Annotated in this window: 13 protein-coding genes and 1 pseudogene; 5 read left to right on the plus strand and 9 right to left on the minus strand. The window is 67.7% G+C overall.

The window, feature by feature from the left end; all coding sequences use genetic code 11:
* Positions 1-101 precede the first annotated feature (101 nt).
* Entirely contained in the window at positions 102-272 is a 171-nt protein-coding gene (locus OG574_RS08410; RefSeq protein ID WP_326772613.1) for a hypothetical protein, read from the plus strand.
* A gap of 193 nt (positions 273-465) precedes the next feature.
* Here the strand turns inward: OG574_RS08410 and OG574_RS08415 are convergent, their stop codons facing one another.
* A complete protein-coding gene (locus tag OG574_RS08415) occupies positions 466-1,524 on the minus strand; it encodes a zinc-dependent alcohol dehydrogenase family protein (RefSeq protein WP_326772614.1) in 1,059 nt (352 codons plus the stop codon).
* Between the two features lie 253 nt (positions 1,525-1,777).
* Here OG574_RS08415 and OG574_RS08420 point away from each other — a divergent pair.
* Together OG574_RS08420 and OG574_RS08425 are read left to right on the plus strand one after the other, a co-directional pair.
* Positions 1,778-2,003 (plus strand): annotated as a pseudogene (locus OG574_RS08420) (GntR family transcriptional regulator); the annotation flags it as partial.
* Positions 2,004-2,298: 295 nt separating this feature from the next.
* Entirely contained in the window at positions 2,299-3,567 is a 1,269-nt protein-coding gene (locus tag OG574_RS08425) for an AI-2E family transporter (RefSeq protein WP_442816799.1), read from the plus strand.
* 215 nt (positions 3,568-3,782) lie between these two features.
* On the opposite strand, the gene OG574_RS08430 is transcribed toward OG574_RS08425, so the two are convergent.
* The 8 genes from OG574_RS08430 to OG574_RS08465 form a co-directional block, all read right to left on the minus strand.
* Complete coding sequence (locus OG574_RS08430; RefSeq protein WP_326772616.1) at positions 3,783-4,430, minus strand: ThuA domain-containing protein; 648 nt, start codon at positions 4,428-4,430, stop codon at positions 3,783-3,785.
* 325 nt (positions 4,431-4,755) lie between these two features.
* Positions 4,756-5,727: a hydroxyacid dehydrogenase gene (locus OG574_RS08435; RefSeq protein ID WP_326778405.1), complete on the minus strand. Its 972-nt coding sequence runs from the start codon at positions 5,725-5,727 to the stop codon at positions 4,756-4,758.
* Positions 5,728-5,787: 60 nt separating this feature from the next.
* Entirely contained in the window at positions 5,788-6,741 is a 954-nt protein-coding gene (locus OG574_RS08440; protein WP_326772617.1) for a carbohydrate ABC transporter permease, read from the minus strand.
* A complete protein-coding gene (locus tag OG574_RS08445; protein WP_326772618.1) occupies positions 6,738-7,634 on the minus strand; it encodes a carbohydrate ABC transporter permease in 897 nt (298 codons plus the stop codon). Before OG574_RS08445 ends, OG574_RS08440 begins: the two co-directional genes overlap by 4 nt.
* Before the next feature lie 84 nt (positions 7,635-7,718).
* Positions 7,719-9,023: an extracellular solute-binding protein gene (locus OG574_RS08450; RefSeq protein WP_326772619.1), complete on the minus strand. Its 1,305-nt coding sequence runs from the start codon at positions 9,021-9,023 to the stop codon at positions 7,719-7,721.
* Between the two features lie 113 nt (positions 9,024-9,136).
* Positions 9,137-10,228: a LacI family DNA-binding transcriptional regulator gene (locus OG574_RS08455; protein ID WP_326772620.1), complete on the minus strand. Its 1,092-nt coding sequence runs from the start codon at positions 10,226-10,228 to the stop codon at positions 9,137-9,139.
* 118 nt (positions 10,229-10,346) lie between these two features.
* Positions 10,347-12,368: an outer membrane protein assembly factor BamB family protein gene (locus OG574_RS08460; RefSeq protein ID WP_326772621.1), complete on the minus strand. Its 2,022-nt coding sequence runs from the start codon at positions 12,366-12,368 to the stop codon at positions 10,347-10,349.
* A gap of 49 nt (positions 12,369-12,417) precedes the next feature.
* Complete coding sequence (locus tag OG574_RS08465; protein WP_326772622.1) at positions 12,418-13,245, minus strand: heparin lyase I family protein; 828 nt, start codon at positions 13,243-13,245, stop codon at positions 12,418-12,420.
* Between the two features lie 823 nt (positions 13,246-14,068).
* Between OG574_RS08465 and OG574_RS08470 the strand changes: the two genes are divergently transcribed.
* On the plus strand, positions 14,069-14,410 hold the full coding sequence (locus tag OG574_RS08470; protein ID WP_326772623.1) for a hypothetical protein: 342 nt from the start codon (positions 14,069-14,071) through the stop codon (positions 14,408-14,410).
* A 205-nt stretch (positions 14,411-14,615) separates the two neighbouring features.
* Positions 14,616-14,927 (plus strand): hypothetical protein, encoded by a 312-nt coding sequence (locus tag OG574_RS08475; protein ID WP_326772624.1) that lies wholly within the window; start codon positions 14,616-14,618, stop codon positions 14,925-14,927.
* Positions 14,928-14,942: the final 15 nt, after the last annotated feature.

The following is a 14,942-nucleotide window of genomic DNA, read 5'->3' on the forward strand; positions in this document are numbered from 1 at the left end:
GTGCAGAACGTACGGGCTTCCCGAGCTCGACTCAGGCAATGAGACACCAACGCCCCGGAGTGATCGCTACGGTGGTCGTCTCGACGAGGAGGGGGTCTCTCGTGGCCGACTATGCCGCGCACGCGCACAAGGCTCAGGACCTGCTTGAAGCAGCTGAGAGAGGGGAGAAGGGGCGGCTCTCCGCCGAGACCCGCGTACGGATGGCCCAAGTTGAGGCGCTCCTTGCACTTGCCGCCGCGATAGACAAGCAGGAGAGCGCGGCATCCCGTTGAAGGACGGCCCTGTCACTCGTACAGCAGTGCCGTACCGCAACCCCAGCAACCGCCCCGGCCGGTATCGCCCTTAAGGGGCCTCGCCTCGTAGCCGCCGGTATGGCCGTCGTTGACCGTTCCATCCAGAGCTGCGGATCAGATGCTCCTTTGCACCTCCGCCGCAGGTCACCGCTATCCAACCAAATACCGCGACCTACTCGTCACCTTTGTCGCGGCCATCTTCGAAGACGAGGAGCGGTTTGGCGCCATGAGCGGGCGTTTCCGCGAACGAGACGGCTTCAGCGAAGCGTTCGATCGGGAACGGCCGGCCTTGAGGGATGCTCAGCACTTCATCAGCGACGAGGCTGCGCACCTCGGACAGCGCGCGCAGCGCATCCGTAGGTGAGGCAGTGCCGAACCAGCGGTTCAGCCAGAAGCCACGGACCGCTTTGGTCTCGTAGATGACCGAGCGCGCCAGCAGCGGAATCGTGAGCGCCGCCGGGTCAGTCTGCCGATGGGTGGAGAGCGCGCCGTAGATCACGACCTCTCCTCCCGGAGCCAATGCCTGGGACACCTGGGCACCTATTTCTCCCGCGACACAGTCGATGGCCTTGCGCACGCCAGCCGATCCTGCAATCTCGGCCACACGCTGCAACAGGTCCTCGTCCTCAGTACAAATGACCTCGTCGCCACCAAACGCCTTGATCTCCTCAACGGCATCGCGCCGCCGCACCACATTGATCGTGCGAATACCCAGATGTCTGGCCAGCTGAATGACGAGTCGGCCGACGGTGGAACCCGCCGCCGTCTGCAACAACCACTCTCCCGGCTGTACGTCGAGTTCGCGGGTCACCAGGAGCAGTGCGGTCAACGGATTGACAGCGAGTTGACAGGCGCTGGAGTCGCTCAGACGATCGGGGACGGGCAGAAGCCTATGTATATCGGCAACAAGGTATTCCTGCCAGGTGCCGGCCACACGCGGCCCGGGTATCGCCGGGACAGCAACGGCCACCACACGCTCGCCAATCTTCAGTCCCTCGGTATCCGGACCCAGGGCCTCAATACGGCCCACGCATTCCATGTGACCCCCGACGGTGGGAAACTCGGGGGAGAATCCGTAGCGACCACGCAACACATGCAGATCGCTGGCGTGAATCGGAGTCGCCTTCACACGGATCAACGCCTGGCCGGCTTCTGGCGTGGGAACAGGCCGGGATTCCAGCCGAAGGACGTCGTTCGGCTCGCCAACCTTTCCGGCTACGAGTGCGCGCATGGATTGCGGCATGAGTGACCTTTTCTCTCAGCACCCGACGAACTCGGCGGACGTTCTGGGCAGAAACGACGCAACCTCCGGCGGGCCTCGACGCCGTATGTTCAGCTCGCCTGGCCTGATCGATCGCCAGGTGTCACCCTCCACTCCTCCCCAGCTTGCGCTCCTTCGCGAGCGCTGTCATGTCGTAAGCAGGCTTGCCCCCCGACGCGAGGCTCGCGACGCATAAGAGAGCTGCACCAACGCGCCGGGCCTTGTCACGGAGCCTCGGCCGCGCATGCGCGTGGTCCGCTCCGCGGCGCGCGAGCAACCAACCCGACGGTTCTCCGTTCAGCGCGGATATGAGGGCCGTGGGCAAACAGGGGGACTGGGAAAGTCGTACTGAGGCCAAGGTGCCTGTGTGCGCGGAGATCACGGAGCGGCTCGGTATCGCCAAGGGCGGTTTCTGTGTCCGGACTGTCTACGAGTTCCTCGCCGACGGCACAGCCCGGATGGCCCAGAGCGGATCGCTATCGCTGATCAACCAGCCACACCGAGCACCAGAGCGCCCCGCTGCGGGAGGAGAGGGCTCCCCTATGCCCGACTGAACGTCAGCGGAGGCCGTCGGGCCGCCCTGGCAGGGGCTTGGCCGCCCCCATCCCGGCTTGCGACGACTCTTGTACAGCCACACCCTGTCCATGACGCCTCTTGTGTTCGCTCCGCTTTGGCCCAGTCACGTGATTCCGACGGCGTTGTCGAAGCTGCCCCTTGGGGAACACGTAGCTGCGCGACTCGACGATGGGAGGCGGTGACACACAGGTGGACGACGGTTCGCGTCGTTCGCAGCGGCAGCAGCCGGGTGGGCCCGGCTCGCGTCCCCGCTCCGGTCGCGGTGGGCGACGGCGGCGGTATGTCGTGCTGGGGAGCCGGCCCGCCCGCGGGGCGGCGGCACGTACGGCTGGGACGGCGGTGCGGCGCGCCGGGGACCACGACGGCGCGGCTGTGAACCGCGGGCTGCGCGTGGCGGCGGCGTACGCATGGCGGCTGCTGCTGCTCGGGGTGGCCGTGTACGCGGTTTTCACGATCCTGGGGCGATTGCAGCTGGTCGGTGTCGCGCTGTTCCTCGCGCTGGTCGTGACTTCGGTGCTGCGTCCGCTCGCTGATCTGCTGGCGCGGCGTCTACCGAGGGCCGCGGCAGTTGCGTTGAGCGTGGTCGGGAGCCTGATCGTCGTGCTGGGGCTGCTGGTGCTGGTCGGCGGACTGGTCGCGAAGGAATCGACACAGCTGGGGCAGGAATTCTCCGGGGGCGTCGGGCGGATCCAACGGTGGCTGGAGGGCGCACCCTTCCACGTGAACCACGCAGTGCTCTCGGATCTGCAGGGCAAGGTGTCCACCTTCGTCTCGCAGCACCGTTCAGAACTCATCAGCAGAGCGCTCAGCGGCGCCGGGCGGCTGGTGGAAGTCCTCACCGCAGCTGCGCTTGCCCTGTTCTGTTCCTTCTTCTTCATGCATTCCGGGGACAAGTACTGGTACTGGTTCCAGGCTCTGTTGCCGGAGGGCGCTCGGGACACCTGGGGCCGCGCGGGACGAACGGCGTGGCGCACCTTCGCCGGGTACACGCGGGGCATCATCATCGTGGCGGCATCCAACGCCCTACTGGTCGGGATCGCCCTGTTCGCGCTGCGCGTGCCGCTGGCCCTGCCACTGATGCTGCTGGAGTTCTTCGCCGCCTTCATCCCGCTGGTGGGCTCCCCCATCGCACTGGCCGTGGCCACGGTCGTCGCCCTGGCCACGCGGGGCCCGGTCATCGCGATCGTGGTGCTCGCCCTGATCGTGGTCGTCGGCCAGATCGAAGGCCACGTATTGCATCCACTTGTACTGGGCTGGGCAGTGCGGCTGCACCCCGTGGTGGTGGCTCTCTCCGTCATCACCGGCAGCATCCTGGCCGGAGTGGTCGGCGCAGTCGTGTCGGTTCCCATGGTGTCGGTCGCCTGGTCCGTGCTCAGCGAGCTCCGCATCCCGCGTACCCGGCCCGAGCCGGACCACCCCGGACGCTCGCCGGACTGACACGCTGAGGGCCGAAGGGCCCAGGGTTTGCCGGGCGCCAACTGCAGGTCGGCCCAGCCTTGGCGCGCCCTCCGCCTGCCCGCTCGCCCGCCGACGAGATCAAGCCGGCAGGGCCGCCGCTCCCCGCGCACACCACGGCAGATGGGCTTGATCAAGTGAGGCGGCGCAGGCCGGCCCGCTGGAGGTGAAGTCGCCCCGAACGCAGCTCGCGAAGGTCAGCCCGCCGCTCCCGCCGCCCAGCGCAGGCCGCCCAGGAGGTGGCGGCGGAAGGCCGGGGCACTGTAGGCGTCGATCGCGTGACCCAGCGCCGTGTAGAAGGAACGGCCGGCGCCGAACTCCTTGCACCAGACGACGGGGTGATCGGCGCCCATGCCGCCGCCCTCGTATCCGGACTCGTCGATGGTGGCAAGGACGCGTACGCCGGGTCGGCGCGGGTTGTTGCGGAAGTCGTACCACTCGTCGTTCCAGTCCCACCGCAGCGGGAGGTGGGCCATCGCCGGATGGCTCTGGTCCTCGACCAGCACAGTGCCGGGCTGGACGGCGGGGTGGCGGGCGAAGCGCGCGCCGAGCAGGTCGCCGTAGTACGGCCACTGGTACTCGGTGCACGCGGCGGAGTGCACGCCCATGAAGCCGCCGCCGTCCGCAATCCAGCGCCGCAGCGCTGCCTGTCCGTCCGGGGTGAGCACCTCGCCGCTGGTGGACAGGAAGACCACGGCGCTACGCCCTGCCAGGGAGGCATCCGTGAAGCCGTGCGCCTCGCCGAGCTCGCGCAGTGCGGCCGTCCCGGCGTGGATGGAGTCGTGGCGGTAGCCCGTGATGCGGGTGTAGACGAGAACGTCCGACAGGTGGCCGGTGTGGGGCATGGTGGCACTCCGAGTTGTGGCAGGCATGGGAGGTGCGGAGGTCGGACCCGCCCTGTGTTGGGGGCGATGCTCCGGCGGGTTGATCTCCTATCGGTGGCAGACCGGTGTTGAAAGCCGCCGGGGTGCGCTGTGTGGATTCGACCTGCGGCCCTGTGGGAGCCGAGGTTCTTCCGGCTGGGGAGACCACTCGGTGCCCCGTCGTCCACGGCGAGCGGGTGAGCGTGGAGACGGAGAGAGCGCCTTTCGCAGGTTCGTCGTCTCGGTTCAGGGCAGGGCGGCAACCCCCGATCCAGCAGCACAGGGAAAAGTGTCCGTCGCCCAGGACTCACGCGGAAGTCGTCAGGGCCGCGCGGGTCACGGGATGGGTGAACTCCCGCCCTGCGCAGTAGCGTTCGACCTCGTCCAGGGCGCTCCGCGTGATGCGCTCGAGCTCGCCGCCGAGCGAGCCGGCGATATGCGGGGTCAGGAGTACGTTGGGCAGCGAGTACAGCGGCGATGTCTGCGGCAGCACCTCGGGATCGGTGACGTCGAGGACCGCGTGGATGCGTCCTGACATGGCTTCGGCGGTGAGGGCCTGGGTGTCGATGAGCGAGCCCCGCCCGGTGTTGATGAGTGTGGCGCCGTCCCGCAGGAGCGACAGCCTGTGGGCATCCATCAGGTGGTAGGTCTCGGGCAGAGCGGGGGCGTGGAGCGAGACGACGTCGCAGGCGGCGAGCATCTCCTCGAGGTCGACGAGTCGCGCTCCCAACGCCTCGGCCGTCGCAGCGTCGATGTGCGGATCGGCCAGCAGGACTTCGAAGTCGTAGGGGCGCAGCAGCTCCAGCACCCTGCGCCCCACCAGGGATGCGCCCACCACGCCGACGGTCTTGCGGTAGTTGCCGAAGCCGGGAAAGCACGCCGACCAGTCCAGGGTGGCTCGATGTTCGCGGTAGAGCCCGCCGATCTCCAGTACTCGCTTGTTGGCGAAGAGGACTGCGGCGACGGTGTACTCGGCGACAGGTACGGCGTTGGCGGCGGCCGCGGTGGAGACGAGGAGTCCGCGGTCCCAGCACGCCTCGGTCACGTGGTGTTTCACGCTCCCCGCGGCGTGCACGACGGCCTTCAGCGCCGGCATTCGGGCCAGCACGGTGTCATCGAGCGGAGGGCATCCCCAGGAAGTGATCAGGAGTTCGACAGTCGCCAGGTCCGGAACCTGGCCGAAGTCCTCGGCGACGAGCTGCGGATCGATGTCGACGTGACGGGTCAGCCGTTGGACGGCGGTCGCCGGGAAGAGGGCGTCGCGGTGTGGGCGGCCCATGGCGAACAGGGCGCGCGGGCGCGGCTGGGTGGGTGGCATGGGGATCCTCATGACGATGGCCTACTTGACGGCGCCGGCGGTCATGCCGGACTTCCAGTACCGCTGGAGCATCAGGAAGAGGACGACCAGAGGAGCGACGGACACCAGCGATCCGACGACGGCCAGGAGGTAGTCCTGCGGGTGGCCCTGGGAGAGCGCGGACGAGTACCAGACGTACAGCCCGAGGTTGACCGGGTAGAGGTGCTTGTCGGAGAGCATCACCAGGGGCAGGAAGAAGCTGTTCCAGATCTGGGTGAACTGGAAGAGAAAGATGGTTACGAAGGCGGGTGCGAGCATGGGGAAGGCGATGCGGCAGAAGGCCTTGAACTCGCCGGCCCCGTCCATCCGGGCGGCCTCAAGGACTTCGTTGGGTACGTAGGCCGCGCTGAACACGCGGGCCAGGTAGACGCCGAAGGGGAAGACGAGGCCGGGGACGAACACGCCCCAGAAGGTGTTCACCAGACCGGCTTTGGCAGCGATCAGGTACAGCGGGATCGCCATTGCGGTTCCGGGCACCATGACCCCCAGCAGGACGAAGGAGAAGAGCTTCTCCTTGCCGGGGAAGGCCAGTTTGTCGAACGCGTACCCTGCGGCCACGCTGAACGCCGTGGCCAGCAGCGCGCCGACACCCGCGTACAGGACCGTGTTCGCCAACCAGCGCAGATAGATGCCGTTGTCGACCTGGAACAGGTGGCTGAGGTTGTCGAAGAGCGCGAAGTCCTTGCCCGGTGCGAAGCCGTTGGTCGCGAAGAGGTCCTTGCGGCTCTTGGTGGACGACAGGACCAGCCAGAGCATCGGCAGGAGTGTGTAGAGGGCGGCGAGGCCCAGCATCGCGGTCACGCCGGTCTTGGACAGCAGGGCCGAGGATCGCTTGCGGGGGCTCCGCGGACTGGACCCGGTCGGCCCGCTCTCGCTCTTCCGGTCCGGGGCCGCCGCGGTGGGCGCCGGGGCACTGAGTGTCGTTGTCTTGGTCACGCCTGGCTCCTGCTGCGCGAAAAACGGGTGACGAGGAAGGACAGCACCGCGGCGAACAGCGCGATGAGCAGCGAGGCTGCTGCTGCCAGACCGAAGTCGTTGTGGGTGAAGGCGGCGGCCTGGACGTACATGTTGGGCGTCCAGCTGCTGCCGATCGAGCTGGAGGCGCTGTAGATGACCTTCGGCTCCGTGAAGAGCTGGACCGACCCGATCACCGTGAACAGCACGGACAGTGCGATGGCCGGGCGGATCATGGGCACCTTGATCGACAGGGCGGTACGGATGCCGCCCGCACCGTCGATCTTCGCCGCGTCGAGGGTCTCGCCCGGCACCGCCTGGAGCGCGGCATAGAAGATGACCATGTTGTAGCCGATCCACTCCCAGACGGCGATGTTCGCCGCCGAGAACACCGCGTTGTCCGCCGACAAGAAGCTGATGTCGAGGCCACCGGCGCTGAGGAAATCGATCACCGGGCTCAGCCCCGGGGTGTACAGGTAGACCCAGATGAGCGCGGCGATCAGACCGGGCACCGCGTGCGGGAGGAACAGCGCCAGCTGGAAGAAGGCGCGTGCCTTGACCAGTGCCGAGTCCAGCAGCAGAGCGAGGGCCAGCGCGCCGCCGATCATCACCGGGATATAGACCGCGACGTAGGCGGCGATGGTGATGAACCCGTCGCGGAACGTCGGGTCCGACAGCGCGCGGACGTAGTTGTCCAGACCGGCGAAGACCTCTTCGGTGCCGCCGAAGCCGAGGCCGGACGTGCGGGTGGTGAACAGGCTCATCCAGCCCGCGTAGAGCAGCGGGGCCACGGTGACGGCGCTGAAGAGGACGAAGAACGGTGCCAGGAGCATCGCGGCGGTGCGGCGCTGGGCACGGGCTGACAGGCTTGCCATACCGGCCTTCCTCAATGAGAGCGGGAAAGTGCGGGTGAGCCGGGTACCGGCGGTGCCGGCACTGACTCACCAGGGGTTTCGCGACTACGGGGCGAGCGTCATACCGCGGTGCTGGATGTCCTTTACGGTGGCCTTCTGCGCACCGGCGAGGACGTCGGAGAGCTTCACGTTGCCCTCGGCGACCTTCGGGAGTTGGTCGATGATGGCCGTGTTCGTGGTCCCCATGACGGGACCCCACGTCCATCCGGGCACGACCGCGTCGTACGACTTGCTGCCCACGGCGTAGACGTCCTGGCCGCCGAAGTAGTCAGTGGGGAAAGCGGACTTGGTGACCGGCACGAGCCCGGGGTCGGCAGGGAACATGCTGCTGGTGCCGGAGGAGACCCACGCCTTCATGCCCGCGGGGTCGGTGGTGATCCACTTGATGAACTCCGTGGCGGCGCCGCTGTTCTTGGCACCCTTCGGGACGACGAAGGATGAGCCGCCGTACATCGCGGAGGCCGGCTTGCCGTCCCAGGTCGGCACCGGGGCCACCGACCACTTGCCCTTCTGGTCGGCGACGGTTGCCTGCTGCGCTCCCGCGCACCAGCTCGCACAGACGTAGGCGACGGTCCGGTTCTGCTGGACGCTCGTCCAGAACGGGTCGAGCGAACTCAGCGAGCTGACGAGGTCCTTCCGGGCGAGGTCGCCCCAGAAGTCGGCCACCTTCCGAGAGGGAGCGTCGTCGAGCGAGACCTTCCAGGCGTCCTTCTTCGTGGAGAACCACTGTGATCCGGCCTGCCAGGTGAGGGCGCTCAGCAGTCCCGGGTTGTCGGTGTACAGGACCCCGCCGCGGGCCTTCGGGTCGGCCTTCTTCACCCGCGTGGTCATGTTCCGGTACTCGGTCCACGTCTTGGGGACGTCGATCTTGTGCGTCTTGAAGAAGTCGTTGCGGTAGTACAGCATCAGCGGCGCGGCGTCGCGGGGAACACCCCACGTCTTGCCCCCCAGCTGGACCAACTTCCTTGTCGACTGCGGAAAGTGCTTGTCCACCAAGGGGCCAAGAGTTCCGTCGAGGCTCTCCAGCTTGCCCTGAGTGGCGAACTCCGGCAGCTGGGGGTACTCGACCACCGCGACGTCCGGGACGGTACCGGCCTTCACGGCGTTCGAGAGCTTGGAGTAGTACTCCTGGCCCGACGGCACCGTCTCGAAGTTCACCTTGATGTCGGGATGCGTCCGGTTGAAGGCCTCAGCCACCTTGTCGGAACCCTTGACGAAGGACCAGAAGGTGACCTCGCCGGTCTTCTTCTCTGCCGCGGATCCTCCGCTGTCCGAGCCGCCACATCCCGTGGCCAGCAGGCCGAGTGCCGCGACAGAACAGACCATCGCCGTCAGACGTCTACGAAACATGATGTGCCACCGATCGTTCGCTTGGGTGTCACCGCAATCATTCGTTACAGACGACAGCTAGTCAATGGATTCGCTTTCGTTTGTTAGAAACGAAGCAATATGGCATCACATGATCAGGCGTCGGCCTGGCGATCGGCGCCGCAGGACGCACGCACCCTCAGCTCCGGGCGCAGCAGGATCTCGGCCAGTGGCGTGGACGGTTCGGACAGCCGGCGTACCGCCAGGTCCAGGGCCCACGCCCCCACCGCCTGCTTGGGAGGAGCCACCGCGGTGAGGGGGACCTCGCTCAGCTCGGCGACCTCGTCGTCGTACGTGACCAGGGCCAAGTCCTCCGGCACGCGCAGCCCCCGTGCGCGCAGAATCCCGACGAGAGCGATGGCATCGATGTCGTTGTGCACCAACGCCGCCCGCACCTCGCCTGCTTCCACGGCCTGGACGACCTCCTCGAAACGCGCGTCGGCCGCAGCAGCAGCACCAGAGGTGGTGATGCGGTACTCCGGCCCCGGCGTCAGACCCATGGCCTCCACGGCTTCGGCATATCCGGCGCTGAGAAGAGGCGTGTTCGGGCTCTCGACCCTGGCGACCAGGGCCACCTTCTCGTATCCCAGCCCAGCGAGGTGACGTACCGCCAGCGCCGCCCCGTAGGCATGGTCGGAGGCCACCTGCTCAAGCCGGCCGGCCCGTAGCCCCGCCCGGCGCTCCACCAGGACGGCGGGCACCTCAAGGCTGCTCAGCCACTCCTCGGCCTCGTCCAGGGGGCGCAGGCCCGGGTGCAGCATCAGGAGCAGGCTGTCGATGCCGCCGGCCATCAGGTGGCGGACCTGCTCCTGGTTCTCCGCAAGAGACTCACCCGACACGGCCAGCACGACGCGGACACCGCGCGAGCGGGCCGCGTCCTGAACGCCGCGGATCACCTCTGCGTAGTAGTAGCCGCCAGGAGGCACCACCAACCCGACCACGTAGCGCTCCCCCGCGGCGGGCGGGGCGGGGGCGGGAGTCTCCGCTGCCGGCACGTCGGCCGCGGGAGCCAGCGCCCTCGCACCGCCGTGCACACGAGAGAGCAGTCCGCGGCCTGCCAGTTCCCGTACGTCTTGGCGCAAGGTGACGGCGGAGACGCCCATCTCCGCCGCCAGTTCCTTCACCGTGATCGATCCTTCGCGCTCCACCGCGCGCAGGATCGCTTGCCGCCGCTCGTCAGCCAACACCTTCAGTCCCCATCTCGGTAGCGAGTGAGTAATCCTCTTTCACTCGATAACCGAAAGATATCAATCAAAGGTCAACATCGGCTTGGATCACGGGTTTTCATGAAGGGACAGCGGCCGCTCAGTGCGACGGCCTGTCGTCGACCTCGACGAGGTTGTGGTCGCGGAGGGTGTAGAGCCGATCCTCGTGGACGTTGACGTGCGGGCCGCTGTACCAGGCGCCGTTGATGCCTGCTACGACGGTGGTGAGGGCGAACGTCTTCGGGTGGAAGCGGAAGAGCGTGGTGTCCGAGACGCCGTAGACCATGCCACGGTTGACGACCATCGCGGCGAAGCCCTTGGAGACGCTGCTCACATCGGCGGTGTGCACCGTCTTCCGGGTCTTCACGTCGATGACGAACAACCTGCCCGCCGTAGTGAGTCCGTAGAGGTTTCGCCCTTGCACCGCCAGGGCCGCCACCCCCGCGGACTGCTGCGTATCGACGCGCCACTTCTCCTCGCCGGTGACCGGATCGACAGCGACGATCGTGGCGCGCGGCCCTTCCTTGGAGGCGTTGTCGCCGCCCAGATAGGCGATGCCGTCCCGGTTGACCACGGCCCGGACAAGCTGGACGTCGTCGATCGGATTGACGTAGGAGGCCGACTTCCCGGTCTTCGGGGAGTAGGTCCACAGGGCGCCGCCGCCCTCGGTGTCGGACTGCACACCGACGAGGAGCAGCTTGTTGCAGGGGTCCCACGAGACGTCCAGCGGCCGGTTCTGCTCACTGGGGAAGTGCGCGGCCTGCCGCGGCTGCTGGCGCCGGGCCGGGTCGTACCGCCAGATGCCCTGCGCGTTGTACTGGCCCGTGTACAGGACGCCTTCGATCACTTCGGCGTCCTTGGCCTCGCCGGGCGCCTGGAGATTGACGACCGCGCCGGTCTTCAGATTGTGCCGGGCGATGGCGCCGTTGCCGCCGAGGTAGACGTACCCGCGGCCCGCGGCGATCCCCATGCCCGCCTGCGCCCCGGCGACCGCACCCGCGTCGTGCAGATCGGTGATCACCGACGTATGGGCCGACACATCGATCTCGGCGACGAAGCCGTAGCCCGAAACGACCGCCAGCTTTCCGTCGACGTGGTCCACACCCCAGATCTCGCCGAGGTCGGGCCCGTCGAACTCCACCGCGGAAATCGTCTTGTCCGCCTTCGAGTAGGCCTTCACACCTGTGTCCGAGGCGAAGTAGATGCGGTCTTCGTCGGCGGCGAACGACTTGACCGTCGTGCCGTCCGTGGGCACCACGGTGTACGAGGAGAGGTCCTTCAGGTCCATCACGGCGAACTTCGCGGGATCGACCGCGCCCGAGGTCCCGACGACCAAGTGCCCGTCCATGACGGCGAGTTCCCTCAGGCTCGGGTCCTTCTCCATCTCCTTGGGCACGACCGAGGTGAACGCGTGGGTCTCTCGGTCGAAGGCGAACAGAGATGCCTTGCTCGCGCCACCTCCGCCGGCGAGGACGCTGCCCGCCCCGAAGAAGACGGTGGTGTCGGAAGCCGCGACCGCCCTGGCGAGGGTCGCCTTCGGGTCGGGGGTGCCCCGGTCGGTGACGGTGCCGGTGGCGGGGTCGTACTCCCACAGAACGGGCGCCTTCCCCGGGGCGCCGCCCACGGCGTAGACCATGCCGTCGGGGGCGACCGCCAGATCGCGGATGTCGCGGTCTTCGGTCCTGCCGATGGCCACGGCAGGCTTGTCCGGCGCCTTCAGGTCCCACCGGAAGAGGTTCGGCTTGCCCTGGTCGGCCTTGACCAGGAAGCCGATGTAGAGGTACCTGCCGGTGGGGTCCGCGGCGAGCGCCTGGATGGAGGGCTCGGGCCCTGCGTCGAAGGTGGTGTGCGAGACCACCTTGCGGCTCGGGAGATGGAATCCGATCACGCTGGGCGGGTTCAGGTTGCGCGACCCTATGTAGACGGTGTCACCGACCAGGAGACCGCTCATCAGCGAGAACTGGACAAGGCCCGGGCCCAGATCGGTCACCACGGTTGTGGGCCGCTCCTCGTCCGCGGCATGAGCCTGCGTGGCGACGAGGGATTCGGCGACCGCCGCCAGCCCCAACGCGCCACCGGACTGGAGCAGTCGGCGCCTGCTCAGGGAAGAACTGTCGGTCATGTGTGCTCCTCGATGTGTTGAGTCTGCGGATCGAGCCTGCGGATTCACGTCATGACAGGTCGAAGATGCGGATGTCGTCGTGCTGGACGATCCGCGTGGGTACGTCGCCGTTCTCGATCGATTCCGAGGGACGGTAGAGCCCCCACTTGATGTAGCCGTGGTCGGCCGGATTCACCGGCTGGTAGGTACGCACGTTCTCGTACGAGACAACCGGCCTGTATCCGGACTGCCCCGGGAGCTGCGCGGAGACCTTGAAGTAGCCCGTCTCGTCGGTGGTCCAGCGCGCGTCCACGCGGAAGTTCATCCACTTGTTGATGTAGGGACGGAGATCCGGCACGACCGTCGTCTGCTTGTTCAGGTGCGGCGACCGGAAGGCGACCTCGTTGCGCTTCGTCATGAGGTAGAACGCCGGGACATTGCCGCCCGCGTACTTGCCCTGGAAGATGATGTCGCCCGACTCGCTGTCTCCCGGCTCGTACGGCTTCCAGTCCTTGAGCAGCACACTGAACTCGTAGCGCTGCACGTCGCCCACGTTGAACTGCCCTGCTTCAAGCAGGTCCGTCGCGCTCTCGCTGCGCGGCGCACCGTTGGACTCGTACGCCGGATCGCCGAGCGTCACCTTGTGCTGGACCGCGTACGAGCCTGCGTGCCCGGGCTGCACGACGCCGGACGCGTCCGGTGCTGTCGCGTGTGTGGTGGTCAGGCCTTCGACCCCAGAGTTCAGGGTTCCGCTCTCGTAGTCCACCCGAAGCGCTTCCGCGGCGTCCTGTGCGACCCCCGGCGCGCCGCGCGAGGTCATTTGCGCATCAGCGTCCTGGGCCTGCGACAGCAGGAAAGGAACGGCCAGCGCTCCCGCGCAGAGTGTCGTGGTAACCATGCGAAGCTTGATCATTTCAACCCTTCGACATCTTGGGACTGCAGGTCGGGTGACGGTCGGCACGGGGCAAAGCAGGCGCCTGCGCCTGCTTCGGCCGGAGTGCCCGGACGGCACACGCTCGATGCAGTCATATGATGCAGACGTAAGCCTCTACGGCTACCTGACATCACTTTGACTGAGATCGAAGGCGCCACCGCCCGCTGCATGGTGACATGGTTCCGAACGATATCGAAAGACTGCTGCAAGAAGGCGTCAAATCTCTGATGGAGGTCCAGCACCGCCTCGCACCTACCGGAATGACGTGCTCTCGCTCATCAGAGCCAAGCCCAAGGCTCGCTCGTCGATGTTTCGTTCGATGAAATGGGGTGCCGGATGATGCACTCGACGAGCGAGCCGCGGACAGCCTCAGGCCGCCGCCTACTGCTGCAGGAACCACCCACGCCGCACAACGCACCCGCGCCCGGTCCCGCCCGACGCAGCCTTGGGTGTCCCGCGCCGCCCGCTACCGCCGAAGCGCCGCAAGCCGGGGCGCCGGGAGCGGTACAGACGACCGCCGGCACCTGCTCAGCATCCTCGGGAGGACGTCGCCGGAGCCCTGCCATGGTGAGGTCGCGTGTATTCATGGAGCTGACCGAAACGGGCCCTGGGAGCTGCGGGCCCATCTGGTCGACGCACCCGCCGAACTGGCCCTGCGCGACAGTGGCCGGCAGGTGGCCGACGAGCGGGCGCCGCGTCCCGACAGCGGCCCGAGCCGCGCCACCGCCACCACGGCGACGGGCCACACCAGTACCTTCGTCTCCTCTACGGGCACGGCGAGGTGGCCGTGGAGGCGCGTGAGGGCTCCAGTGCGTTCGGGCCGCGCGCGGCAGGCCCGTACGCGACAGCCGCACGCACCGCGGACCGGGCGGTGCACGTAGCCCTGATCGGCCTCACCGGGTACGACGCACCGCACCCGTCCGTACGCTGCGAGATCGACGGGACGCGCGTCACAGCGCGCTTCCCCGACGGCACTTGGGTCCTCGTGGCTCTCGGTGGCTGTCAGGCACCGGGCGCCGTGGAACTCGGCGGGACCCTCCTCGACGGCCCCATGCGCTACGCCCGCCTCTCCCCCGGCGAACCTCCCGTCGTGATCGCTTTCCGACCCACGGCCGAGGTGACCGGATGAGTACACCGAGCCGCCCAAACGCGTCCATTTCCTCAGGGCCGACGAGCACCGCGCTGACGTCGCGGGCGACCCCGTGGTCCGTACGCCCGTCCTCGGCGAACTGGCCCGCAACGGAGCCGTGTTCACACATGCCTGCGCCCCCGCCGATCTGCATATTGGCCCGGCAGAGTTCTCGCGGCCTGGCAGTTCCCGCGGACGACGGGCCGTGAGCGGTACGGAGGTCCTCCGGCCCGGCCCTATGACGTTCGCCCGCTGTTTCGCCCAGTACGGCTACCAGACGGTCGCCTGCGGCAAGTTGCACCACACCGGCATCGACCAGATGCCGGGCTGGCTGCGCCGCTGCGGCCGGGGGGTCGCCGTGGACCCGGACCTGGTGACCGGCCGCGTCCACCCGATGCCCGTACCGATGGAGCTCAAGTGGCCGCAGGACAAGCAGGTCAGGCGCGCGGGACCCAGCCGCGCCTCGCTGGAGACGGAGGACGAGTACGCCGTGCGGGGCGGGCTCGACCGATTGTGACCTGGCTGGATGATC

It is taken from the genome of Streptomyces sp. NBC_01445 (assembly GCF_035918235.1).
In the GTDB taxonomy this organism is placed as follows: domain Bacteria; phylum Actinomycetota; class Actinomycetes; order Streptomycetales; family Streptomycetaceae; genus Streptomyces.

What these genes read in the sequence shown, in the direction of transcription:
- OG574_RS08430 (WP_326772616.1), bottom strand. Translation starts at nt 4,430, where the DNA reads ATGCCCCACACCGGCCACCTGTCGGACGTTCTCGTCTACACCCGCATC.
- OG574_RS08435 (WP_326778405.1), bottom strand. Translation starts at nt 5,727, where the DNA reads ATGGGCCGCCCACACCGCGACGCCCTCTTCCCGGCGACCGCCGTCCAA.
- OG574_RS08450 (WP_326772619.1), bottom strand. Translation starts at nt 9,023, where the DNA reads ATGTTTCGTAGACGTCTGACGGCGATGGTCTGTTCTGTCGCGGCACTC.
- OG574_RS08425 (WP_442816799.1), top strand. Translation starts at nt 2,299, where the DNA reads ATGGGAGGCGGTGACACACAGGTGGACGACGGTTCGCGTCGTTCGCAG.
- OG574_RS08445 (WP_326772618.1), bottom strand. Translation starts at nt 7,634, where the DNA reads ATGGCAAGCCTGTCAGCCCGTGCCCAGCGCCGCACCGCCGCGATGCTC.
- OG574_RS08465 (WP_326772622.1), bottom strand. Translation starts at nt 13,245, where the DNA reads ATGGTTACCACGACACTCTGCGCGGGAGCGCTGGCCGTTCCTTTCCTG.
- OG574_RS08460 (WP_326772621.1), bottom strand. Translation starts at nt 12,368, where the DNA reads ATGACCGACAGTTCTTCCCTGAGCAGGCGCCGACTGCTCCAGTCCGGT.
- OG574_RS08415 (WP_326772614.1), bottom strand. Translation starts at nt 1,524, where the DNA reads ATGCGCGCACTCGTAGCCGGAAAGGTTGGCGAGCCGAACGACGTCCTT.